Origin of the sequence: Rathayibacter sp. AY1A5 (genome assembly GCF_002930875.1) — a bacterium.
GTDB lineage: Bacteria > Actinomycetota > Actinomycetes > Actinomycetales > Microbacteriaceae > Rathayibacter.
Genome location: NZ_PSTM01000001.1, coordinates 118,354 through 142,050, shown reverse-complemented (window position 1 = coordinate 142,050; position 23,697 = coordinate 118,354). Strand labels below are relative to the sequence as shown.

Below are 23,697 nucleotides of genomic sequence, written 5' to 3'. Positions count from 1 at the left end.
GGATCGGCGGTCAGGACGCGGAGTCGAGCTCCGTGTAGAAGGCCCGCGCCTCGTCCCAGGTCGGCAGCAGGCCCTGCGCCTCGGCCTCGGCCAGCGTCGGTGCGTCGGTGTCCTTCGGTGAGAGGAGCAGCTCGCCGGCCTCCTTCGGGAAGCGCAGGCCGATCTGCTCGTCGAGCGGGTCGATCCCCTTCTCCCGCGCCGGGTCGAAGGTGGCGCTCACGAGGTACGAGACCACGGCGCCCTCGGTCAGCGCCACGAAGGCGTGCGCGACGCCCTCGGCGATGTAGACGGAGCGGCGGTCGACGTCGTCGAGCAGGATCGACTCCCAGCGCCCGAAGGTCGGCGACCCGACGCGCACGTCGATCACGTAGTCGAGGACCGCGCCGGAGAAGCACGAGACGTACTTGGCCTGCGACGGCGGGATCTGCGCGAAGTGGATGCCGCGGACGGTGCCGCGCCGCGAGACGGAGGTGTTGCCCTGCCGCAGCGAGAGCGGGTGCCCGACCTTCTCGGCCAGGCGGTCGAAGCGGTAGAACTCGTAGAAGACCCCGCGATCGTCGGGGAACTGGCGCGGAGTCACTTCGTAGACGTCGGGGATGTCGAGCTCTCGGATCTGCACGGTCGCCAGTGTAACGACGGCGTGTCACAGGCCCGCGACGCCTCTCTGCGCCACCCGGCGGCGTGCCGGAGCGCCGACCGTCGGCCGACGGACCGCTCGGGCATGATGAGGAGGTGACCTTCCTCATCACGGGCGCCTCCGGCATGCTCGGCACCGACCTGCGCGCGGCCCTCGGCTCCCGCCCCAGCACCGCCCTCGGCCGCTCCGACCTCGACGTGACCGACCTCGACGCCGTGCGCGCCGCCGTCGCGGGACACGACGCCGTGGTGAACTGCGCCGCGTACACCTGCGTCGACAACGCCGAGACCGACGAGGAGGAGGCGCACCGCGTCAACGCCGTCGGAGCGCGCAACCTCGCCCTCGCCACCGCCGAGACGGGAGCCGCACTCGTGCAGGTCTCCACCGACTACGTCTTCGACGGCTCCGCGACGACCCCCTACTCCGAGGACCACCCCCGGAACCCGATCTCGGCCTACGGCCGCACGAAGGCCGAGGGCGAGCGCCTGGTGCTCGAGGCCAACCCGGAGCGCGGGTACGTCGTCCGCACGGCCTGGCTCTACGGCGAGCACGGCGGCAACTTCGCTAAGACGATGGTGCGACTGGCGGGCGCGCACGAGACGCTGACCGTGGTCGACGACCAGCACGGCCAGCCCACCTGGACCGCCGACCTCGCCGCGCGCCTGATCGAGCTGGTCGACGCGGAGGCCCCGGCCGGCGTCTACCACGGCACCAGCTCCGGCGAGACGACCTGGCTCGGCTTCGCCCGTGCCGTCTTCGCCAAGGCGGGCCTGGATCCCGAGCGCCTGCGCCCGACCGACAGCGGCTCGTTCGTCCGCCCCGCTCCGCGTCCGGCCTACTCGGTCCTCGGCCATGACGGCTGGAGCCGGGCGGGCCTGCCGCCGCTGCGCTCCTGGCAGGACGCCCTCGCCGCCGCACCCCTCGAGGCGGTGACCCCGTGACCACCACCCTCCGCGTCGTCGTCGACCAGATGCTCGCCCGCGTGCCCGGCGGCATCGGCCGCTACACCGAGGAGCTCACCCGCGAGCTGATCGCGACGGCTCCCCGCGACTGCGAGGTGGAGGCCGTCGTCTCCGCCCACCCGCCCGAGAAGGAGGAGGAGCTGCGCCTGCGCCTGCCCGGCCTCGCGCGCATCCACCGGCTGCCGCTCGGGCGCCGCGAGCTCTCGCGCGCCTGGCAGTACGGGATCGCCATCCCGGCCGGCGGCGGCATGATCCACGCCCCGAGCCTCTTCGCCCCGTTGCGCAGCCACGACGGGAGCGAGGGCGAGCAGATCGCCGTCACGATCCACGACACGGTGCCGTGGACGCATCCCGAGACCCTCACCCCGCACGGCGCGAAATGGCACCGGGCGATGGCCAAGCGCGCCCGCAAGCACGCGGACGCCGTCGTCGTCCCCACCCACGCCGTCGCCCACCAGCTCTCCCAGCTGATGGACTTCGGCGATCGACTGCGCGTGATCGGCGGAGCCGTCGGCTCCGGCCTGGTCGTCCCGGAGGACGCCGACGAGCGCGCCACGGCGCTGGGCCTCCCCCCGGAGTACGTGCTGAGCGTCGGCACGCTGGAGCCGCGCAAGGGCCTGGTCTCGCTGATCGCGGCCTTCGGAGGAGCGTCCGCGCCGGCGATCCCGCTGCTCCTGGTCGGCCCGACCGGCTGGGGCGACCTGGACGTGGCCTCCGTCGCCGACGAGCAGGGCCTCGACGAGACGCGCGTGCGCGCCCTGGGAGTCCTCAGCGACGCCGACCTCGCCGTCGTCCTCTCCCGGGCCACCCTCTTCGTCTACCCGAGCATCGCCGAGGGCTTCGGCCTGCCCGTGCTCGAGGCGATGCACTTCGGAGTGCCGGTGGTGCACTCCGACGACCCCGCGCTGATGGAGGTCGCCGCGGACGCCGGCGTCGCCGTCGAGCGCGGCGACGCGAAGGACTACCCGGACCGCCTCGCCCTCGCCATGAGCAGCGTGCTCGCCGACACCGGTCTGCGCGAGCGGATGTCGGTGGCCGGCCGCGACCGCTCCCGCGCCTTCAGCTGGCGCGACTCCGCGGAGCGCGTCTGGGCGCTGCACGCCGACCTCTGAGGCGTGCGGCACCCGGCCGTCTACGGCGCGGAGTCGCCCGACAGTCCGGCACTCACCAGCGAGTGCACGACGTCGTAGTCCGGGTCCTCCGGGTCGACGGCCGGCGGGACCAGCTCGATCGGATCCACTGGCTGCGACTTCGTCTTGAGCCCCAGCTGCACGAAGTAGCCGAGCATCCCCTGCGGGACGTCCGTCTTGATGACCTGGGACCCGGCGGACGCGACGTCCTGGAACTTGGCGAGGACGTTGCCCGGCTCGAACTGGGCGAGCAGCGCCTCCTGCACCTGCCGCTGGCGCGCCATCCGGTCGTAGTCGCTCGTGGTGTAGCGAGACCGGGCGTAGGCGAGGGCCTGCTCGCCGTTGAAGTGCCAGTGCCCGGGATCGATCCACTGGTTGACGCCCTGCATCACGCCGTCGGAGTCGGGCAGCCCGCCCAGGGGCAGCGGCTCGTCGGCCACGTAGTCGATGTCGATGCCGCCGAGCGCATCGATCAGCTGGGCGAAGCCCTCCATGTCGATCAGCGCGTAGTACTGGATCCTCAGATCGAGGATGCCCTCGACCGCGTCGCGCATCGCCTCGATGCCGGGCTCGCTGCCGTGGTCGACGGCGTCGGGGTAGAGCTCCGGGTGCTTCAGCTCGACCTCGGTGTAGACCGAGTTGAGCTTGCAGACGTCGACGGCGCAGTTGTCGGTGTCGTAGCCGTCGGGATAGAGCTCGTGCATCGGGCTGGTCTCGGGGAACGGGAAGTCGACGAACTCGCGCGAGACGCCGATGATCGAGGCCTTGCCGCTCGACGCGTCGATGCTGACCACCGAGATGCTGTCGGGGCGCAGACCGTCGCGGTCCTCCCCCGCGTCGCCGCCGAGGAGCATCACGTTGTAGCGGCCGTCGATCGGCTGCTCGATCGCTCCACCGCCGAAGATCGACGACAGCGTCCCCCGGGTCACGCCGAGCAGGTAGGTGCCGTAGGCGGTGGTGCCGACCGAGACCGCCATCAGCGCGATCGTCGCGAACGCGAGCACGCCGCGCATCCGCGGGCGCACCCGGACGACGCGGATCAGGCGGAGGGTGTCGAGCGTCAGCACGGCCCAGACCACCCCGTAGACGACGAGCGCGGCCTGGAGCGCGAGCATCGAGAGGTCGAAGGTCGCGAGCGTGTAGAGGCCGGTCGGGAAGACGAAGTAGAGGAGCACCGCGACCAGGAGGGCGACCCAGAGCCCGAGGGTGAAGCCGAGCCCCAGGCGCCCGAGCCGGCGGTTGCCCGCGAGGACCTGAGCGGACCCGGGCACCAGCAGGTTGACGATCAGCAGCCACCACGCCCGCCGCGTCATGAAGGCGCGGGAGGCGACGTCCGGGTGCCGCAGCGGCAGGGCGACGGCCGTCACAGGCCCGCCACCAGGGCGTCGTTCTTCGCGGCGACCTGCACCTCGAGGTCGGCGGCGAAGGCGTCGAGCGCTGCGGAGAGGGCGTCGTCCGCGGTCGCGAGGATCTTCACCGCGAGCAGTCCGGCGTTCCGCGCTCCGCCGATGGAGACGGTGGCGACGGGGACGCCCGCGGGCATCTGCACGATCGAGAGGAGGGAGTCGAGCCCGTCGAGTCGGGCGAGCGGGACCGGCACTCCGACGACGGGGAGCGAGGTCACGGCGGCGAGCATGCCGGGGAGGTGGGCGGCTCCGCCCGCCCCGGCGATGACGACCTTCAGGCCGCGGCCGCGGGCCTCGCGGCCGTACGCGATCATCGCCTCCGGGGTGCGGTGCGCGGAGACGACCCGGACCTCGTGCGCCAGGCCGAACTCGGCGAGGACGGTGGACGCCGCCTGCATGACGGACCAGTCCGAGTCCGACCCCATCACGACGCCGACGAGCGGCGCGGGCCCGTTCACGAGCGCGTCCGCGCTCACGAGAAGGCTCCGGCAGGGGTCGGGGAGGTCGGCAGGCTCGTCACGGCGACCATCGTACGGGTCAGTCCGTGAGAACGGCCGCCGCCGCGCGAGCCTCGTAGACCACGAGGTCGAGGTCGTCGCCGGTGGCGTTCACGTGCCCGACCTTGCGGCCCGGTCGCGGCTCCTTGCCGTAGTTGTGCACCTTCACGCCCGGGTGATCGGCGAGCACCCGCGGGTAGCGGTCGGTCAGCGACTCCCCCACCGGGCCGCCGAGCACGTTGACCATCACGGTCCACGGATCCCGGCAGCCCGTCGCGCCGAGCGGCAGGTCGAGGACCGCGCGCAGGTGCTGCTCGAACTGCGACGTGGTCGATCCGTCCATCGTCCAGTGGCCGCTGTTGTGCGGGCGCATGGCCAGCTCGTTGACCAGGATCCGGTCGTCCGTCGTCTCGAACAGCTCGACGGCCAGGACGCCGGTGACCCCCAGTCTGTCGGCGATCGTCTGCGCGATCTCGGCCGCGGCGGCTGCGAGCCGGCCGGCGGACGCGGGGGCCGGAGCGATCACCTCGGCGCAGACGCCGTCGCGCTGCACCGACTCCACCACCGGCCAGAGGATGCTCTCGCCGGAGGGACGCCGGGCGACGAGCTGCGCGAGCTCGCGGCGGAAGCCCACCAGCTCCTCGACCAGGAGCGAGCCGCCCCGGCCGTCCTCGGCGAGGGCGGTGAACCAGTCGTCCGCCTCGTGGGCGCCGCGCACTACGCGAACGCCCTTGCCGTCGTAGCCGCCGCGCGCGGTCTTCACCACGGCGCTGCCGCCGTGCTCGGCCAGGAACGCCCCCAGCTCCTCGGCGGAGGAGACCTCGGCCCACTCGGGCACGGGCACGCCGAGCTCGGTCAGGCGGCGCCGCATCATCAGCTTGTCCTGGGCGAACAGCAGGGCGTCGGGGCCGGGGTGCACGGCGACGCCGCGGGCGACGAGCTCGCGGAGGATCGGCTGGGGAACGTGCTCGTGGTCGAACGTGACCACGTCCACGGTCTCGGCGAAGGCGAGCACGGTCGCCTCGTCGCGGTAGTCGCCGACCCGTGTCGCGGCGAGCCCCGCCGGGGCGCCCTCGCTCTCGGCGAGCACGGCGATCTCGATGCCGAGCTCCACCGCCGCGGGGATCATCATCCGGGCGAGCTGGCCGCCCCCGATCACGCCGACGCGCATGGCGCTCCTCCGTCTCCGCCCGCTGGCGCGGGGCGGCTCCATGCTACCGAGGCCCCGACGCGCTCACGCGGGCGGCGGCCACTCCGGCTCGAGAGCGGGAGCCGCGCCGATCGCCTCCCGCAGCAGGTCGGCCGTGAGCTCCGGATCCGGCAGGTCCCGCAGCACGAACACCTCGGCTCCCGCCTGCAGGATCCGGACGTCCCCGCACCGGGCGAGGCGCTGGCCGAGGGAGCGCTCGACCACGACCTCCATCCTCCGATCGAAGACCACCTCGGCCCGCCGGATCGACGCCACGCCCCGGCGCGCGCTGAGGCCGGAGGCGGTGACGCGGTAGCGCACGCTCGCCCAGCCCGCGATCCCGGGAGCGCAGAGGAGCAGCACCAGAAGTGCGGTGCCGAGCCCGATGATCCAGCGCTGCAGGGCGAGCTCGAACTGCGCGGCGAAGTAGAAGCCCGTCCAGGTGAGCAGGAGGAGGCCGACGACCGGTGCGACCGCCCGGCGGGCGCGCGGGGTCAGCCGCGCCAGCTCGCGGTCGGCGGGGTCGGTCCCGGCCATCAGGAGCGCAGATGCGTGACGTCGCCGGCCGTGAACGAGCGCAGCGCGCCGCCCTGCTCGAGCAGGAGCGAGCCGTCCGGGGCGAGTGCGGCGGCGGTCCCCTCCTCCTGCGTGCCGTCGGGCAGCTCGAGCCGGACGCGCGTTCCGAGGGTGCCGCAAGAGGCGCGGACGGCGGCGGCCGCTCCGGAGGCCTCGGCGTCGCCCTGGGCTAGCAGCGGAGCCAGCAGCCCCTGGAATTCGGTCAGGAACGCGGCGAGCACCTCGTCGGCGCTCGTCGTCCGTGCTCCGGCGAGGGCGAGCGAGGTGGCGGTCGGGACCGGCAGCTCCGCCTCCGTCAGCAGCAGGTTCACACCGGTGCCGACGACGACCCGCCCGTCCGGCAGGCGCTCGGCGAGGATCCCCGCGACCTTCCGGCCGTCGATCAGGACGTCGTTGGGCCACTTGACGGCGACGTCCCCGTCGACGAGGGGTGCGAGGGCCCGGGCGAGAGCGGCGCCGGCCACGAGCGGCAGCCAGCCGGAGGCCTCGGCGCCGAGGGCGGAGGCGTCGACCAGAGTCGAGGCCGCGAGCGTGCGGCCCGCGGGCGCCTGCCAGACGCGCCCCAGCCGGCCGCGCCCGGCGCGCTGGTCGCCGGTGGCGACGACGGAGAGGTGCGGCCACGCGGCGGGGTCGGCGGCCGCCCGCTCGCGGAGCTCGTCGTTCGTCGACCCCGCCGACTCGAGCGCGAGGACGCGGGGGGAGACGGCGGAGGAGAGCGGGAGGAGCATGCCGCCACGGTAGCGGCGGCTCCCGCGAGGCCGCTCCGAGCGCCGCGCGCGACGGCCCGCCCTTGTCCGGATCCTCCCGTCGGGAGCGGCCCTCCCTGTGCGAGTGCGACAAGAGGAGGCGTCCGCCCCGCCGGTAGGGTGAGCGGGTGACCGCGAACACCGAACGTCCCGCGCCCGATCTGTACACGACCGCGGGGAAGATCGCGGACCTCAGGAACCGCTACCACGAGGCCGTCACGGCCAGTGGCGAGGCGGCGATCGAGAAGCAGCACGCCAAGGGCAAGATGACCGCACGGGAGCGGATCGACACCCTCCTCGACCCGGGCTCGTTCGTCGAGCTGGACGAGTTCGTGCGCCACCGCACCCACGCCTTCGGCATGGAGAAGAAGCGCCCCTACGGCGACGCCGTCGTCACCGGGACCGGCACCATCCACGGCCGCCAGGTCGCCGTGTACTCGCAGGACTTCACGATCTTCGGCGGCTCGCTCGGCGAGGTGGCCGGCGAGAAGATCATCAAGGTGATGGACCTCGCCCTGAAGACCGGCGTCCCGATCATCGGCATCCTCGACTCCGGCGGAGCACGGATCCAGGAGGGCGTGGTCGCCCTCGGCAAGTACGGCGAGATCTTCCGCCGCAACACCGCGGCGAGCGGCGTGATCCCCCAGATCTCGATCATCTGCGGCCCGGCCGCGGGAGGCGCGGTCTACTCCCCCGCCCTGACCGACTTCGTGATCATGGTCGACAAGACCAGCCAGATGTTCGTCACCGGGCCCGACGTGATCAAGACCGTCACCGGCGAGGACGTCGGCATGGAGGAGCTCGGCGGTGCGCTGACCCACAACAAGATCTCGGGCGTCTCGCACTACCTCGCGAGCGACGAGAACGACGCGCTCGACTACGCGCGGACGCTTCTCTCCTTCCTCCCGGACAACAACCTGTCGCCTGTCCCCGTCTTCGAGACCGAGGTCGACCTCGAGACGACCGACGCGGACCGCTTCCTCGACACAGTCATCCCGGACAGCCCGAACCAGCCGTACGACATGCGCGGCGTCATCGAGCACATCGTCGACGAGGGCGACTTCCTCGAGGTGCAGCCGCTGTTCGCGCCGAACATCGTGATCGGCTTCGGCCGCGTCGAGGGCCGCTCCGTCGGCATCATCGCGAACCAGCCGAGCGCCATGGCGGGCACGCTGAACATCGAGGCGGGCGAGAAGGCGTCCCGCTTCGTCCGCTTCTGCGACGCGTTCTCGCTGCCGATCCTGACCCTGGTCGACGTCCCGGGCTACCTGCCCGGCACCGACCAGGAGTGGACCGGCGTCATCCGCCGCGGCGCGAAGCTGCTCTACGCCTACGCCGAGGCGACCGTGCCGCTGGTCACGGTCATCCTGCGCAAGGCGTACGGCGGCGCGTACATCGTGATGGGGTCCAAGCAGCTGGGAGCCGACATCAACCTCGCGTGGCCGACCGCCGAGATCGCCGTCATGGGCGGCCAGGGCGCGGTGAACATCCTCTACCGCAACGAGATCCGCAAGGCGGAGGAGGCCGGCGAGGACGTCGCAGCTGTCCGGACGCGCCTGGCGAACGAGTACACCTACAACGTCGCGAGCCCGTTCCTCGCGGCCGAGCGCGGCGAGCTCGACGGCGTGATCGAGCCCTCGGCGACGCGTGTCTCCGTCATCAAGGCGCTGCGTGCGCTGCGCACCAAGCGCGCCAACCTGCCCGCGAAGAAGCACGGCAACATCCCGCTCTGACCCGGCTCGCTCGGACGCCGCGGCAGGAGACGGGAGACCGTCCGTGCCGCGGCGTTCCGCTGCGCCCACCTCCTCACGGGGCGGAGGGGCGGAACGATCAGTCGGAGGAGCCGGGCCCGGTCCGTCGGGCAGCGGACTCCGCGGGAGCATCGGGCCGCACGACGGGAGCGTCCGGCTCCGCGGCCGGAGCATCCGGCTTCCCTGTCGCGGAATCGGGCTTCGCTTCCCGGGCATCCGCCTTCGCCGCCGGAGCACCCGCTTTGACCGCAGGAGCACCCGCCTTCACCCCAGGACCGTCCGGCTCGGCTGTCGGAGCACCCGCCTTCGCCGCAGGAGCGCCTGCCCTGGCGGCCGGAGCATCCGGCTTCGCCGCGGACGCCTCGGACGGCTTCTCCTCCGGCTTCGCCCCGACCACCCGCGCGAACGCCAGCGCCTGCGCGGCGGAGAGGTCGGGCAGATAGGCGCGACCCAGCGCGGCTCCGATCCGGGGCAGCTGCAGCGCGTCGGCGTAGGTCATCCAGAGGCCCGCGTAGCGCGGGTGGAACTTGGCCTTGAAGCGGAACAGCGACGTGAAGCCGTAGGCCGGCTCGAGCGTCCGCGAGAGGAACTCGAGCAGGCGCGAGAGGACCGTCGGCTCCGGAGGCTCCTCCCCCTCCTCGACCGGTGCGGTGGCGAGCGGTGCGCCCGAGAGCGAGAGGAACTCGGCGCCCTCCTCCTTGACGCGCAGCGCCGCGGAGGCGATGAGGAACTCCATGATGCCGGGCATCGAGTCGTCGGAGCGGCGCATGAAGTCGAGGGTCCAGCCGACCACGCGCCCCTCCCGATGCACGGGCAGCCAGCTCGTCACCCCCTGCAGCACGCCGTCCGGTCCGACCGCGAGCAGGAGGGCGACGTCGGGATCGCGGACCTCGTCGATCCCACCGAGGGTGAAGCCCATCTCGGGCAGCGCCTTCTCGGCGACCCAGCGCTCCGACAGGTCGACGATCTGGTTGGCCATGCCGAGGGAGAGCTCGGGCCAGCTGGTCCACTGCGCCTCGATGCCCAGCTTGATGCCGCGCGTGAGCGGGTAGCGCACCTTCTGCCACCGCTTGCCGGTGAGCTCGAAGGAGGAGAGCTCGATGATCGTCTCCTCGCCGACCGAGAGGCGCGACCAGCCGAGCCGGTCGAAGACGGGGAGCAGCTCGTCGTGGATGCTGTAGAAGACGGGCGTCCAGCTGCGCTCGTCGCAGAAACGCACGAACTCGGCCACGACGTCCTCCCGCCGCTCCGGAGCGCAGGCCGGGTCGGAGAGGGTGATCGCCACGCCGCCGATCACCCGGTAGGCGACTCCGCCGGTCCCGTCGGCCGAGATCCAGTGCGCGTTGCCCTCCCAGGTCCCCTGGTGGCCGAGGCTGCCGGCGCCGTGCAGGGACAGGAGCGCGCGGTACCGCGCCTCGTCGCCGCGGTTCCGCTGCACGTCGGTGGCCCGGAGCAGAGCGACCACCGCCACGACGACCACGAGCCAGAACACCGGGCCGACCCACTCGAAGACGATCCGCGCAACGGGCTCCCGCGGCACGGCGAGCAGTCCGGCGCCGCCGAGGAAGCTCACCGGGACGAAGCGCAGCAGCCCGTCCAGGAGGAGCCTCCCGAGGCCCAGGAGCGGCTCGAAGCTCGTGCGCACGCCGGCCGAGAGCGCCAGGTAGCCGCCGAGGGACACGACGAAGGCGATGGCGACGACCCGCATCCAGAGCCTCGCGGCGGCACGGGGCGCGCGGATGCGGAAGTGCCTCCTCCCGATCACGAGCATCGCCACGACGGCCAGCGGCACCAGCACCGTCGTCGCCACCCAGAGCAGGTACTCGGCGTAGTACAGGAACTCGGGGTGACGGGCGGCGCGCTGGAGGGAGAAGACCTCCAGGATCGCGATCGCGATGTTCACCCCGACCGCCAGCAGCAGGCCCAGGCGGCGCCCGGAGCGCAGGCCGTAGGCGGCGACGAGCAGGAGGAGGAGCGGGACGAACGTCAGCAGGATCGGCCCGGGGGCGACCAGGCTCAGCTTCACGTGGTGCGCGCAGTGCCGGAGGGCGCGGCTGCACGGGTCCTCGAGGTCCGTCGTCCCCGTGAAGGCGCTCTGCAGCAGTCGGCCGAGGAACGAGAACGGACCGTAGCCCGAGTCCGAGAGGACGGCGACGAGCGGACCGATGGCGGTGACGACGACGACCGCCGCCAGCAGCCCCCGGGACTCGCGGTGCGAGCTCGGGGCCGGACGCTGCGGACGCAGTCCCGACGCTCCCCGCGCGAGCACCGCGCCGAGCACGAGCCCCGCGCCGCCCGCGAGGAGCCGGTACGCGTCGGCGGAGTCGCCCGCGTAGAGCACGAACATCAGCACGACGGCGAAGACGGTCACCCGGAGCCGGCGACGCCACAGAGCGCCCATGAAGGCGGTCGAGGCGATGAGGGCGCCGACCGCGCCGATCAGCGGGTCGAAGGTGTGGTCGCCGACGGTGTCGCCCGCCCACCACTCGCCGGCGAGAGCGCCGATCGACTGCACGGAGGACCCGACGACGATCCCGACGGCGCCGGTCACGAGGAAGGCGAGGAGGGTGCGGGCCGAGCCGAGGCGGCGCTCCGCGGCGAGGAGCATCGGGAGCACCAGCATGACGTCCAGGAGCAGCTGCAGCGGGTCCGCCGCGATCAGGAGGGCGGTCACGGCCGTCCACGGACGGCCGTCGAGGGTCGTCATCGGGCCCGCCGCCCACCAGGCCGTCGTCTCGGCTCCCGCGGGGGCGACGAGCGTCCCCGTGATCGCGCTCGCGGCCAGGAGGACCAGGACGACCGAGACGGCCGCCGGCGACCTCCGGACCAGCAGACGCAGGGGGCGCAGCGCCGCGGCACCGCTCCTCGGGAACCACGTCGGCATGCGGGGACGCTCCTGTTCGCAACGGACGGACGACGCTCCGGCGGCATCCGGCGTCAGCATAGCCATGCCCCGCCGACCGGCGCCGTGAACGGCATGCGATAGCGTCGCGGGATGACCGCCTCCGACTCCGCACCCGCCGTCGTCATCTCCACCCCCGGCCTCGACGCCGCCGAGATCGCCGCCGTCACGGCCGTCGTCACCGCACTGACCTCTCGCACCGAGGCCGAGCCGGAGACCCCGCAGGAGCTCAGCGGGGGCTGGAACGACCGCGCCGCGGCGGTCCGCGGGCCGCTGCGGCCGGCACCGGGAGCGTGGCGCTCCTTCTCCGGCTGAGCGGATTCGCAGACGCAGCCCGTCGGGGAACGAGCGATCCGCGACGCGGAACGTGAAATTTGTCCCCCGATTAGTCCCCTAAAGTGCTGACTATGCGCCTCCTGGCGGAGCGAGCACACTAGTGGACGTACGGTGCTCCTCCTTCGGAAGGGGCACCGCCAATCACTCGCCGACCAGGGTAAGCAGGCGGGTGTGTTGGGGGCGAGTGAGGGTAATATTCGGGTTGTTACCCTCACTCGGGGTTTGACGGCGGGCCGGGCCCCCTCTTCGGAGGAGTGGACGGCCCGCCGCACTCCGTTAACGGGCTTTCGTCCTGACGCGCTCTGCGCTTGACGGGCTCTGCCCATGACGGCTCTGCTCACGCTCGTGCCGCGCCGTGCCGCGCCGCGCCGCGCCGCGCCGACGATCGGTCCGCTCCGAGAGACCGGGCGCGCCGAGACTTGAGCCGTGCTGAGAGCCGGAGCGTACCGCCCGCGGCACCGATCCGACATCCGCACGCCCTCCGGGGGGGGTCGCCGCCGGTCGCTGCGCAGGCGGACGGCCGCGCCGTCCCGCGCGCTCTCCGCCGCTCAGACGTCCCGTCCGCCGACGCCGTCGCGCCGGATCTCGACCCAGGCGTCGACCTCGTCCCCCGCGTCGTCGGAGCCGAGGGCGCCCGCGCTGCCGTCGCCGGCCGTCCGCAGGCCCACGACCGTGACGGCTGACGCCGAGTCGGCCGACGCGGTGCGCACCACCACGCGGTCGACCTCCTCGCGGATCCCGCTCAGAGCCTGGGCGAGCTCCCCCAGCACCCGTCGGCTCTCGCCCTCGGAGGTGCGGTCGAGGCCGCCGTCGTCGAGCACCGAGACGGTCACCCCCCGCCGCCGCGCGTTGAGCACGAGACGCCGCACCTCGTCGTCCAGCAGCCGCCGGCCGCGGATCTCGTCGCGCACGGCCGCCTCGAGCAGCCGGCACTCGCGCCGCTCCTCGTCGGTGAGGCCCGGTCCCGGCTCGGCGATGCGCAGCAGCATGTCGGCGGCGAGGGCGCGCGTCTGCTCCAGCCGGACCTCGCGCTCCGTGAGGTGCGCCTCCTCCGCGGCCCGCCACGACGCGGCCGCGCGCTCGGCCGCCTCGAGCACGCGCGCCTCGGAGCCCGCGCGCCCGAGCTCGACGATGAGCAGCTGCGCGATCGCGACCCAGGCGATCCCCCCGACGACGCCGAGAGTGGCCAGCGCGGCCGGGCCGGCCCAGAACACGGTGTGCACGATCAGGAAGCCGACGCCGACCCAGGCGCAGGCCGCGCGCCGGCGGGCGCACACGATCGTCATGAGGGTGCCGACCGCGGCGATGTACCAGGTGGAGTAGCCGTTGGAGGCACCCGGATCGAGCGAGGGCGCGACCAGCAGCGGCAGAGCGACGGCGACCGCGGTCATCCCGACCGCGACGGGCAGGGCGAGCCGGGTCGTCGCTCCCGGCCAGAGGGCGACGACGGTCGCCGCGACGTACAGCGCGACCGCGACGAGGTCGGCCGGCGTGGCCGGGGAGATGCGGAAGGAGAAGAAGGCGAGCACCACGTGGTAGAGCGAGAAGCCGGCGCCGAGCGCCTGGAGCAGGGGGCGCGGGTAGGCGATCACGGCCCTCCTCCCGCGTCCGCCCGCCAGGAGAGGACGACACGGGTGCCCTCGCCCGGAGTCGAGTCGACCCGCGCCGATCCCCGCGCGTTGTGCACCCGCTCGAGGATGGAGAGCCGGATGCCCAGCCGCTCGCGCGGGACGTCGGCGAGCCGGAAGCCGCGGCCGTCGTCCTCCACCACGACCTCCACCGCGCCGTCGCCCAGCAGCCCGTGCACGGCGCGGTGGACGCTGCCGCTCGGACCCGCGTGCTGGACGCTGTTGGCGAGCGCCTGCCAGACCGCGCCGAGCAGCGCCTCGGCCACCGGGCGCGGCAGCGTCGTCGCGCGCGGATCCACTCCCTCGGCCGTCGCGACCGCGATCTCGGTCCCGAAGGTGGACGCCGCGTGGGCGAGCTGGCGCTGCAGGAGCTCGAGCGGGACCAGCCCCTCGGGCGCCTCCGGCTCGTGGTCGGGCAGCAGCACGGCGAGGGTGCGCTGCGCCATCGAGGAGACCAGCGCACGCTCGGCCGGCGACTCGGCGGAGGCGGCGGAGAGCAGCGTCGCGAGCACGTTGTCGTGCACCAGGGCGTCGACCTCGACCCGCTCCACCTCGCCGGCGTGCTGGCGCATCGCCGCCTCGTACTGCTCCATGGCCGTCGTCTGCGCACGGTCGATCTCGTCGGCCGACTGCCGGAGCACGGTGATCAGTACCAGCATCACGAAGCCGACGATGCCCACGTAGGCGGCGTCGAGGATCGCGCGGGTCGGCTCCGCCCCGCCGCCGGAGGGGAGGACGCGCAGCAGCCCGAACAGCACGGTCGTCACCGACACGTACGCGATCGCGATCCGGAGGGGAGCCGCGATCGTGCAGAAGGCGGTGCCGATGGTCAGCAGGTACCAGATCCACGGGGTCTCGCGGTCCGCGCCCCCGGTGGCGACGGCGGCCGGCCAGGTCAGGAGGGCGACGAGGACACCGACCGCGACCAGGACCGCCGTGATCCGCGTGCCCCGCCGCAGCACGGCGGTGACCACGGCGGCGGTGAGCGATCCGAAGACCAGCACCAGCACCGGCCAGGCCACCTCGGGGCGCAGCAGGGGCAGCTGGGCGAGGATCGGCGGGACGGTCTGCACGCCGAAGCCGAAGCCGAAGAACGACACGACCGTGCTGATGATCCGGTCGATCCGCTCGCGCCCGGCGTTGCGGCGGGCGATCGGCGCCTCAGCGCCCGCCATCGCCGTCGTCCGGGTCGATGCCCGGCAGGATGCCGTCCTCCACCGCGCGCCGCAGCAGATCGACCTTCGTCGGGGCGGGACGGCCGATCTCGACGTACTTGTCGCGGATCCGGTCGAGGTACTCCTTCGCCGTCGACACCGAGATCTGCAGCCGCTCGGCCACCAGCTTCAGCGGCAGCCCCGAGGCGTAGAGGTGCAGGACGTCGCGCTCGCGACGGCCGAGCACGGCCCGCGCGAAGTCGTCGTCGGCGTCGATGGCCGAGGCCCACTCCAGATTGTTGAGGACCTCGCCGCGGGCGACCGTGCGGATGGCGGCGACGACCGTCGACATGGGCGAGGACTTCGGGATGACGCCGGCCGCTCCCGCGGCGAGCGCCTCCCGCACGGCCACGACGCGGTCCGCGATGCTGTGGACGAGGACGGCGGAGCCGCGCACCTGCCCCCACTTGACGTTGCTGGTGATGCTCGAGCCGTCGTTCAGGGACAGGTCGAGGACGAGCACCTCGATCTCGGCGCCGCCGATCGTGCTCTCGAGGGCCTGGACGGTCTCGGCGGCGGCGACCACCTGCATCCCCGCGCTCTCGACGGCGGCGGCCACGCCCAGGCGCACCGACTCGTGGTCGTCCACGATCGCCACGCGCACGCGCGGGGCCTCGGCTGCGTCGACGTGGGGCTCCATCCCGCCCATGGTACGCAGACGCGGGCCCGCGGTCAGTCCTCTCGGCGGACCAGTCGCGCAACGGCCTCCACGTGGGAGGTGTGCGGGAAGAGGTCGAAGCCCTCGAGGCACTCCAGCTCGTAGCCCGCCCCGGTCAGGGCGCCCACGTCGCGGGCGAGCGCGACCGGGTCGCAGGCGACGTAGACGAGCTGCGCCGGCCGCAGCTCCGCCAGAGCGTCGGTGACCGCTCGGCCGGCGCCCGAGCGCGGCGGGTCGAGGACCACGGTCGCCGCGCGCCACCGCGCCCGCTCGCGCGCATCGGCCTGGGCGACGACGTCGCGGAGGTAGCGGTCGACGCGGGCGGTCACCGCGCGGGCGCCGACCTGGTCGGCCAGGTTCTCGAGCGCGTGCTCGGTGGCGCGGGAGTCACTCTCGACGCTGGTCACGCGCACTCCGGCGCCGAGGCGGTCGGCCAGCGCCGCGGCGAGCAGGCCGACCCCTCCGTAGAGGTCGTGGTTGGCGGCCGACGGGTCCGCCGCATCCGCGTCGACGGCGGCCTGCACGGCCTCGAAGAGCGCGGCGGCGGCTCCGCGGTGCACCTGCCAGAAGCCGGTGCGGTCGACCCGGAAGGTGCGGTCGGCGACGAACTCGCTCACCACCGTGCGGTCGCGGCGGGCGCGCTTGTCGGAGGGGTCGTGCACGAGCACCGCGGCCCCCTCGGACCCGGCCGCGTCGACGAGGTCGACCACCGAGCCGGGAGCGAGGCGCTCGCCGAGCGGTGCGGCCAAGGAGGAGTCGGCGGTCGCGAGGGGCAGCGACTCCACGGTGACGACGTGGTGGCTGCGTGCCGCGTAGGGGCCGACCCGTCCGTCGTCGTCGACGTGGAGGCGGTTCCGCGTGCGCCAGCCGAGGCCGCCGGACGCGTCGTCCCCGCCGATCGGCGAGACCTCCACCTCGACCTCGCGACGGGCGAAGCGGGAGAAGGAGTCGACGAGCACGAGGCGCTTCAGCTCGCGCTGGTAGGCCAGGTCGGCGTGGCCGAGCTCGGCGCCGCCGACGCGCTCCCCCGGGCGGCGGTCGAGGGCGGCCTCGGGCCAGACGTGCTCCACCCGGTGCTCGGACGCCTCGAGCACCTCGAGCGCCTCGGCACGCCAGAAGCTGTCGTGCCGGACCTCGCTGATCCGCGCCCGCACGCGCTCGCCGGGGAGGACGTCCGGGACGAAGACGACGCGGCCCTCGTGCCGGGCGACGAACACGCCGCCGTGGGCGACGTTGCTAATGTCGAGCTCGATCTCGGTCCCGAGTGCGTCGTCGGCCCCGTCGGGGCGGGCGGATGCTCGGGACGGGGTCTGTGCCATCCGTCGAGCATCCCACAGCGTGGGCCCGGCCGCAGGGAGCCCTCGTGCGCCTCTACCTCGCCTCCACCTCCCCCGCGCGCCTCGCGCTGCTGCGGGCCTCCGGGATCGAGCCCGTCGTCGTCCCCTCCGAGGTGGACGAGCCCGCGGCCGTCGCCCGGGCCGAGCAGGAGCGGGGCGCGGCGCTGGACGCGGACGCCACCGTCTCGCTGCTCGCCCGCGCCAAGGCGCACGCCGTCCTGCGCCCGGACATCGACGGTCTGGTGCTCGGCGGCGACTCCGCGTTCGTCCTCGACGGCGTCGTCCACGGCAAGCCGCACGAGCCGGAGCGGGCCCGGGAGCGCTGGCGCGCCCAGCGCGGTGGCACCGGCCGCCTCCACTCCGGCCACTGGCTCGTCGACCACCGTGGCGGGAGGATCGTCGCCGAGGCCGGAGCGGTCACCTCCGCCGCCGTCACGTTCGCCGACGACATCGACGACGCCGAGATCGACGCCTACGTCGCCACCGGCGAGCCCCTCGAGGTGGCCGGCGCCTTCACCATCGACGGCCGCGGCGCCGGCTTCATCACCGCGATCGAGGGCGACCCCTCAACGGTGATCGGGATGTCGGTGCCGACCCTCCGCACTCTGGTGCGGAGCCTCGGCGTCGACTGGACCGCGCTCTGGAACCGCTGAGGCCCGTCCCGCCCTTGTGAGGAACCGACGAAGGCCCTCCGCTTCTTTGTGGTGAGCCGCGCCGGGCCGGGCGGAGCCGCCCCCTAGGGTTGGGGACCATGCCGAAGATTACGAAGGTGCTCGTCGCCAACCGGGGCGAGATCGCCGTCCGAGTCATCCGCGCCGCCCGCGACAGCGGGATCGCCTCCGTGGCCGTCTACGCCGACCAGGACCGCGACGCCGTGCACAGCCGCCTCGCCGACGAGGCCTACGCCCTCGGCGGGACGACCAGCGCCGAGACCTACCTCGTCATCGACAAGCTGCTCTCGGTGGCCCGCCGCTCCGGTGCCGACGCCGTGCACCCCGGCTACGGCTTCCTCGCCGAGAACGCCGACTTCGCCCGCGCCGTCATCGACGCCGGCCTGATCTGGATCGGCCCCGGCCCCGAGGCCATCGAGCGCCTCGGCGACAAGGTCTCGGCCCGCCACGTCGCCGAGAAGGTCGGCGCGCCGCTCGCCCCGGGAACCCTCAACCCCGTCTCCGGCGCCGCCGAGGTGCTCGAGTTCGTGGACCAGTACGGCCTCCCCGTCGCGATCAAGGCGGCCTTCGGCGGCGGCGGTCGCGGCCTCAAGGTCGCCCGCGAGCGCGACGAGGTCGAGGAGCTGTTCGCCTCGGCCACGCGCGAGGCCGTCGCCGCCTTCGGCCGCGGCGAGTGCTTCGTCGAGAAGTACCTCGACCAGCCGCGCCACGTCGAGACCCAGTGCCTGGCCGACGCGCACGGCAACGTCGTCGTGGTCTCCACCCGCGACTGCTCCCTCCAGCGCCGCCACCAGAAGCTCGTCGAGGAGGCGCCCGCGCCGTTCCTGACGGACGCGCAGAACACCGAGCTCTACCGCGCCTCGAAGGCGATCCTGCAGGAGGTCGGCTACCTCGGCGCCGGGACCTGCGAGTTCCTGATCGGCAAGGACGGCACGGTGTCCTTCCTCGAGGTGAACACCCGCCTCCAGGTCGAGCACCCCGTGTCGGAGGAGATCACCGGCATCGACCTCGTGCGCGAGCAGTTCCGCCTCGCCGAGGGCGGCGTGCTCGACTACGACGACCCGGCGCCCCGCGGCCATTCCTTCGAGTTCCGCATCAACGGCGAGGACGCGGGCCGCGGCTTCCTCCCCGCTCCGGGCCCGGTGCACGTCTTCAAGGCCCCCGGCGGACCCGGCGTCCGCGTCGACTCCGGCGTCGTCGCCGGCGACGTGATCTCCGGCTCCTTCGACTCGCTCCTCGCGAAGCTGATCGTCACCGGCGACAGCCGCGAGCAGGCGCTGGAGCGCTCGCGCCGCGCCCTCGCCGAGTTCGAGGTCACCGGACTGCCGACCGTCCTCCCCTTCCACCGTGCGATCGTCGAGGACCCGGCCTTCGCCCCCGAGGGCGGCGCGCCCTTCACGATCTACACCCGCTGGATCGAGACCGAGTTCGAGAACACGATCCCGGCCTGGGGCGGCGAGCCCGGAGCGACCGACGAGCCGGCGGCCCGCCGGAACGTGGTCGTCGAGGTCGACGGGCGCCGCGTCGAGGTCACTCTCCCCGGCGACCTGGTCGGCTCGGGACCCGCCCGCGGGGCCGCTGCCGCCTCCCCGAAGCGCCGCGGCTCCTCCTCCGTCAGCACCGTCACGGGCGACTCCGTCGCCTCGCCCATGCAGGCCACCATCGTCAAGGTCGCCGTCGCCGAGGGCGACACGGTCGTCACCGGCGACCTGGTCGTCGTCCTCGAGGCGATGAAGATGGAGCAGCCGCTCACCGCCCACAAGGACGGCGTCGTGAAGGGCCTCGACGCGACGGCCGGAGCGACCGTCCCCGCGGGACACGTGCTCCTCCAGATCGTCTGAGCCCGTTCCGGGCCGCTCCCCGCGCGGCCCGGCGCGGTCGGCTCCTCGACGTGAGGGGTACCGCAGAGCGGGTCTCGTCGCGCTGCCGTCAATCGCTTCGCACGCGATTCCCGGTCGCGCGCTCTGCCGATGAAGGGCCGCACCCCGCGCGGCCCGGCGGAGGGGCGCGTCAGGTGACGATGTGCATGGCGCGCGCGGCGTCCGAGATCGAGCCGGTGAGGCTCGGGTAGACGGTGAAGGCCCGCGCGACCTGGTCGACGGTCAGGCGGTGCTCCACGGCGAGGGCGAGCGGGAAGATCAGCTCGCTCGCCTTCGGAGCGACGATGACGCCTCCGATGACGGTGCCGGAGCCGGTGCGCGCGAACAGCTTGACGAAGCCGTCGCGGATGCCCATCATCTTCGCCCGCGGGTTCGCGGCGAGCGGGAGCTTGTAGATCTCGCCCTGCGCGATGCCCTCCTCGATCTCGCGCTGGCTCCACCCGACGGTCGCGATCTCGGGCTGCGTGAAGATGTTCGCCGCGACGTTGCGCACCTCGGTCGGGTTCACGGCGTCGCCCATCGCGTGGAACACGCCGGTGCGGCCCTGCATGGCGGCGACGGAGGCGAGCGGGAGGAACGTGGTGCAGTCCCCGGCCGCGTAGATCGAGGGGACGCTGGTGCGGGCGACGCGGTTGACGCGGATGTGCCCCGACTCCGTCAGCTGCACCCCCGCGTCCTCGAGGCCGATGCCCGCCGTGTTCGGCACGGAGCCGACGGCCATCAGGCAGTGCGAGCCCTCGACGACACGTCCGTCCGAGAGCACGGCCTGCACGCCCTTCTCGGTCCGCTCGACGCGGTCGGCGCGCGACTTCGAGAGCACGACCATGCCGTTGCGCTTGAAGACGTTCTCGATCACGGCGGCCGCGTCGGCGTCCTCGCCGGGCAGCACCTGGTCGCGGGAGGAGATGAGGGTCACGCGGGCGCCGAGCGCACGGTAGGCGGAGGCGAACTCCGCGCCGGTCACGCCGGAGCCCACCACGATCAGGTGCTCGGGGACGGACTTGAGGTTGTAGAGCTGGGTCCAGCTGAGGATGCGCTCGCCGTCGGGAGCCGCGGTCGGGAGCACACGGGGGCTGGCGCCCACCGAGACCACGATCGTGTCCGCCTCGATGCGGTCGAAGTCCATGCCCTCGCCGCCGGCCGCCGTGGAGACGATCAAGGCGTTCGAGCCGTCCAGGCGCCCGTCCCCCTGGACGATGCGCACGCCGTGGTGCACCAGGTTCGCGCGCATGTCCTCGGACTGCTGGCGCGCGAGCCCGAGCAGGCGCTTGTTCACCGTCGCCAGGTTGACCGCCACGTCCGGGCGCACCGGCTTGTTCTGCTCCGAGCGGGTGAAGAACTGCACGCCCAGGTCGGCGGCCTCGCCGATGGCGTTGGTGGCCTCCGCCGTCGCGATGAGCGACTTCGACGGGACGACGTCGGTGATGACGGCCGAGCCGCCCACTCCGACCCGCTCGACCAGGGTGACCTCAGCGCCGAGCTGCGCTCCCGCGATGGCGGCTTCGTAGCCGCCCGGCCCCCCTCCGAGTACAGCGATCCTCTGCGCGCGCTCGAACTCGTAAGCCATGCTTCCCATTGTCCTCTCTCACTGAGTGTTCGCCCAATCGCGGGGTGTCGGATCGGCCGCGGGAGTCGCCCTCCGCCGCCGCGCAGCCCGTCGGTAGGGTGGGAGGATGTCCGACCAGACGCTTCACCCCCTCGACGCCCCCGACGCCGATCCCTTCGAGATCGCGGCCCGCGCGGCCGCTCAGATCGCCGAGGCGACAGGGGTCGAGAAGCACGACATCGCCCTCACCCTCGGCAGCGGCTGGGGCAAGGCCGCCGACGCGATCGGCGAGACGACCGCGACGGTGGAGGCCACCGAGATCCTCGGCTTCTCCAAGCCGGCCGTGCACGGGCACGGCGGCACCCTGCGCTCCGTCCTGCTCCCCACCGGCAGGCGCGCGCTGATCATCGGCGCCCGCACCCACTACTACGAGGGCTACGGCGTGCGCCGCGTCGCGCACAGCGTCCGCACCGCCGCCGCGACGGGCGCGACGGTGATGATCCTCACCAACGGCGCGGGCGGCATCAAGGAGCACTGGACGCCCGGGACCCCCGTGCTGATCAGCGACCACATCAACCTCACCGCCGACTCGCCGCTCGAGGGCGCGACCTTCGTCGACCTCACCGACCTCTACTCCTCGCGCCTGCGCGACCTCGCCCGGGGGACGCGTCCTGAGCTGGACGAGGGCGTGTACGTGCAGTTCCGCGGGCCGCACTACGAGAGCCCGGCCGAGGTGCAGATGGCGAGGATCATCGGCGGCCACATCGTCGGCATGTCGACCGCCCTCGAGGCCATCGCCGCGCGCGAGGCGGGCATGGAGGTGCTGGGCATGTCGCTCATCACGAACCTCGCCGCCGGCATCCAGAAGACCCCCCTCAGCCACGAGGAGGTGCTCGAGGCCGGCCGCGACGCCGAGGACGACCTCGCCCGCCTGCTCGCCGGGATCACGGGCGCCCTGTGAGCGCCGACGTCCGGGAGCTCGCCGAGGCCTGGCTCGCCCAGGACCCCGACCCGGAGACGCGGGAGGAGCTGGTCGGCCTGCTGACCGCCTCCGACTCGGGCGACGCCTCCGCCCGCGCCGAGCTCGAGGACCGCTTCGGCGCCCGCCTGGCGTTCGGCACCGCGGGCCTGCGCGGCGCCATCGCGGCGGGATCCAACCGGATGAACCGCGTGCTGGTCTCGCAGGCCGCCGTCGGCCTGGCCGACTTCCTGCTGGCGCAGGGCGTCCAGCGGCCCGTGGTCGTGATCGGCTACGACGGCCGGAAGAACTCGCGCGTCTTCGCGGAGGACTCCGCCGCGCTGATGGCGGGCGCCGGCGTGGACGCGGTGCTGCTGCCCCGGCTCCTGCCCACCCCCGTGCTGGCCTTCGCCGTGCGCCACCTCGGCGCCGACGCCGGAGTGATGGTCACGGCGAGCCACAACCCGCCGCAGGACAACGGCTACAAGGTGTACCTCGGCGGCGCCGACGAGGGCTCGCAGATCGTGCCGCCGGTCGACTCCGAGATCGCCGAGCGGATCCTCGCGGTCGCGCGGGACCGGCGCGTTCCGGAGCTGCCGCGCGGCGAGTACCGGCTCGCGGACGAGTCCGTGGTCGCCGCCTACATCGAGGCGACGGCCGCCGTCGGCCGCCAGTCCGCTCCGCTGCGCATCGTCTACACGGCGATGCACGGGGTCGGCTGGGAGACGGCGCACCGGGTGCTCTCCGCGGCGGGATTCGACGAGCCGGCCGTCGTGGTCGAGCAGATCGAGCCCGACGCGGCGTTCCCCACGGTCGCGTTCCCGAACCCGGAGGAGGCGGGCGCCCTCGACCTCGCTTTCTCGACCGCGCGCTCCGGTCGCGCGCAGCTGATCGTGGCGAACGACCCGGACGCCGACCGCTTCGCCGCCGCCGTGCCCGACGCCTCCGCGCCGGAGGGCTTCCGGCGCCTCACCGGCAACGAGGTGGGAGCGCTCCTCGGCTGGCGCGCCGCCGAGCAGGCCCGCCGCGAGGGCCGCACCGGAGGAGCGCTCGCCTGCTCGATCGTGTCCTCCCCCGCCCTCGGTGCCCTGGCGGCCGACTACGGCCTCGACTTCGCCGAGACGCTCACGGGCTTCAAGTGGATCTCGCGCGTCCCCGACCTCGTCTTCGGCTACGAGGAGGCGCTCGGCTACCTGGTGAACCCCGGGACGGTCCGCGACAAGGACGGCGTCTCGGCCGCGCTCGCCTTCCTCTCCCTCGCGAGCGCGCTCGCCGCCGAGGAGCGCACGATCGACGACGAGCTGGAGTCGTTCGCCGAGCGGTTCGGGCTCTTCGGATCGGAGCAGATCTCGCTCCGCGTCACCGACCTCTCCGAGATCGGCCGGATCATGGCCGGACTGCGCGCGACGCCTCCGACCGCGATCGGCGGGCTCGCCGTCGAGCGGAGCGAGGACCTGCTCGCCGAGGGCGGCGCGCTGCCCCCGACCGACGCGCTCCGCTTCTCCCTGAACGGTGCCCGTCTCATCGCGCGCCCGAGCGGCACGGAGCCGAAGGTCAAGCTCTACCTCGACGCCTGGTCGCACGACTCCGACGCCGACGCCCGCCGGTCGGCTGTCTCGTCCCGCCTCGCCGCCCTGCGCACCGGCGCCGCGGAGCTCCTCGCGTAGGTCCCC

Annotated in this window: 20 protein-coding genes; 8 read left to right on the top strand and 12 right to left on the bottom strand. The window is 73.5% G+C overall.

The genetic code is table 11. The features are described from left to right. Window positions 1-10: 10 nt before the first annotated feature. Entirely contained in the window at window positions 11-619 is a 609-nt protein-coding gene (locus tag C5B98_RS00720; RefSeq protein ID WP_104327123.1) for a dTDP-4-dehydrorhamnose 3,5-epimerase family protein, read from the bottom strand. A gap of 113 nt (window positions 620-732) precedes the next feature. On the opposite strand from C5B98_RS00720, the gene rfbD reads away from it, so the two are divergent. Together rfbD and C5B98_RS00710 are read left to right on the top strand one after the other, a co-directional pair. Beyond that, on the top strand, window positions 733-1,578 hold the full coding sequence (gene rfbD, locus C5B98_RS00715; RefSeq protein ID WP_104327122.1) for a dTDP-4-dehydrorhamnose reductase: 846 nt from the start codon (window positions 733-735) through the stop codon (window positions 1,576-1,578). Further along, window positions 1,575-2,711: a glycosyltransferase family 1 protein gene (locus C5B98_RS00710; protein WP_244229467.1), complete on the top strand. Its 1,137-nt coding sequence runs from the start codon at window positions 1,575-1,577 to the stop codon at window positions 2,709-2,711. The genes rfbD and C5B98_RS00710 overlap by 4 nt, the downstream gene beginning before the upstream one ends. Before the next feature lie 20 nt (window positions 2,712-2,731). Here C5B98_RS00710 and C5B98_RS00705 read toward each other — a convergent pair whose 3' ends face one another. The 5 genes from C5B98_RS00705 to C5B98_RS00685 all read right to left on the bottom strand — a co-directional run bounded on the left by C5B98_RS00705 (window position 2,732) and on the right by C5B98_RS00685 (window position 7,125). After that, complete coding sequence (locus tag C5B98_RS00705) at window positions 2,732-4,096, bottom strand: LCP family protein (RefSeq protein ID WP_258062765.1); 1,365 nt, start codon at window positions 4,094-4,096, stop codon at window positions 2,732-2,734. Further along, the gene (gene purE, locus C5B98_RS00700) at window positions 4,093-4,560 is read right to left on the bottom strand and encodes a 5-(carboxyamino)imidazole ribonucleotide mutase (RefSeq protein ID WP_104327172.1); all 468 of its coding nucleotides are present in this window, start codon (window positions 4,558-4,560) and stop codon (window positions 4,093-4,095) included. Before purE ends, C5B98_RS00705 begins: the two co-directional genes overlap by 4 nt. Window positions 4,561-4,672: 112 nt before the next feature. Further along, the gene (locus C5B98_RS00695; protein WP_104327121.1) at window positions 4,673-5,803 is read right to left on the bottom strand and encodes a 5-(carboxyamino)imidazole ribonucleotide synthase; all 1,131 of its coding nucleotides are present in this window, start codon (window positions 5,801-5,803) and stop codon (window positions 4,673-4,675) included. A gap of 63 nt (window positions 5,804-5,866) precedes the next feature. Beyond that, the gene (locus tag C5B98_RS00690) at window positions 5,867-6,358 is read right to left on the bottom strand and encodes a PH domain-containing protein (protein WP_104327120.1); all 492 of its coding nucleotides are present in this window, start codon (window positions 6,356-6,358) and stop codon (window positions 5,867-5,869) included. Then, window positions 6,358-7,125, bottom strand: a complete 768-nt coding sequence (locus C5B98_RS00685; RefSeq protein ID WP_104260501.1) for a biotin--[acetyl-CoA-carboxylase] ligase — start codon at window positions 7,123-7,125, stop codon at window positions 6,358-6,360. Before C5B98_RS00685 ends, C5B98_RS00690 begins: the two co-directional genes overlap by 1 nt. Before the next feature lie 146 nt (window positions 7,126-7,271). Between C5B98_RS00685 and C5B98_RS00680 the strand changes: the two genes are divergently transcribed. Further along, on the top strand, window positions 7,272-8,876 hold the full coding sequence (locus tag C5B98_RS00680; protein WP_104327119.1) for an acyl-CoA carboxylase subunit beta: 1,605 nt from the start codon (window positions 7,272-7,274) through the stop codon (window positions 8,874-8,876). A gap of 97 nt (window positions 8,877-8,973) precedes the next feature. Here the strand turns inward: C5B98_RS00680 and C5B98_RS00675 are convergent, their stop codons facing one another. After that, complete coding sequence (locus C5B98_RS00675; RefSeq protein ID WP_181065416.1) at window positions 8,974-11,778, bottom strand: rhomboid family intramembrane serine protease; 2,805 nt, start codon at window positions 11,776-11,778, stop codon at window positions 8,974-8,976. A 111-nt stretch (window positions 11,779-11,889) separates the two neighbouring features. On the opposite strand from C5B98_RS00675, the gene C5B98_RS00670 reads away from it, so the two are divergent. Beyond that, window positions 11,890-12,111 carry an acyl-CoA carboxylase subunit epsilon gene (locus C5B98_RS00670; RefSeq protein WP_104223166.1) on the top strand — a complete coding sequence of 74 codons (222 nt, stop codon included), beginning with the start codon at window positions 11,890-11,892 and terminating at the stop codon, window positions 12,109-12,111. A gap of 569 nt (window positions 12,112-12,680) precedes the next feature. Here C5B98_RS00670 and C5B98_RS00665 read toward each other — a convergent pair. From C5B98_RS00665 to C5B98_RS00650, 4 genes are read right to left on the bottom strand one after another with little or no spacing between them, the layout of a single operon-like run. After that, complete coding sequence (locus tag C5B98_RS00665) at window positions 12,681-13,724, bottom strand: hypothetical protein (protein WP_104327117.1); 1,044 nt, start codon at window positions 13,722-13,724, stop codon at window positions 12,681-12,683. Then, window positions 13,721-14,935: a sensor histidine kinase gene (locus C5B98_RS00660; protein ID WP_104327116.1), complete on the bottom strand. Its 1,215-nt coding sequence runs from the start codon at window positions 14,933-14,935 to the stop codon at window positions 13,721-13,723. Before C5B98_RS00660 ends, C5B98_RS00665 begins: the two co-directional genes overlap by 4 nt. Continuing rightward, window positions 14,922-15,623, bottom strand: coding sequence for a response regulator transcription factor (locus C5B98_RS00655; protein WP_104223169.1), 702 nt, complete (start codon window positions 15,621-15,623; stop codon window positions 14,922-14,924). Before C5B98_RS00655 ends, C5B98_RS00660 begins: the two co-directional genes overlap by 14 nt. A gap of 23 nt (window positions 15,624-15,646) precedes the next feature. Then, window positions 15,647-16,951: a class I SAM-dependent RNA methyltransferase gene (locus C5B98_RS00650; RefSeq protein ID WP_146076846.1), complete on the bottom strand. Its 1,305-nt coding sequence runs from the start codon at window positions 16,949-16,951 to the stop codon at window positions 15,647-15,649. 44 nt (window positions 16,952-16,995) lie between these two features. Here C5B98_RS00650 and C5B98_RS00645 point away from each other — a divergent pair, with 44 nt between their 5' ends. Beyond that, window positions 16,996-17,622 (top strand): nucleoside triphosphate pyrophosphatase, encoded by a 627-nt coding sequence (locus C5B98_RS00645; RefSeq protein ID WP_258063397.1) that lies wholly within the window; start codon window positions 16,996-16,998, stop codon window positions 17,620-17,622. 98 nt (window positions 17,623-17,720) lie between these two features. Beyond that, complete coding sequence (locus C5B98_RS00640; protein WP_104327114.1) at window positions 17,721-19,481, top strand: biotin carboxylase N-terminal domain-containing protein; 1,761 nt, start codon at window positions 17,721-17,723, stop codon at window positions 19,479-19,481. Between the two features lie 169 nt (window positions 19,482-19,650). Here the strand turns inward: C5B98_RS00640 and C5B98_RS00635 are convergent, their stop codons facing one another. Next, a complete protein-coding gene (locus tag C5B98_RS00635) occupies window positions 19,651-21,087 on the bottom strand; it encodes an NAD(P)H-quinone dehydrogenase (protein WP_104223171.1) in 1,437 nt (478 codons plus the stop codon). 106 nt (window positions 21,088-21,193) lie between these two features. Between C5B98_RS00635 and C5B98_RS00630 the strand changes: the two genes are divergently transcribed. Then, window positions 21,194-22,027, top strand: coding sequence for a purine-nucleoside phosphorylase (locus C5B98_RS00630; RefSeq protein WP_104232831.1), 834 nt, complete (start codon window positions 21,194-21,196; stop codon window positions 22,025-22,027). Next, the gene (locus tag C5B98_RS00625) at window positions 22,024-23,691 is read left to right on the top strand and encodes a phospho-sugar mutase (RefSeq protein ID WP_104327113.1); all 1,668 of its coding nucleotides are present in this window, start codon (window positions 22,024-22,026) and stop codon (window positions 23,689-23,691) included. Before C5B98_RS00630 ends, C5B98_RS00625 begins: the two co-directional genes overlap by 4 nt. Window positions 23,692-23,697 lie beyond the last annotated feature (6 nt).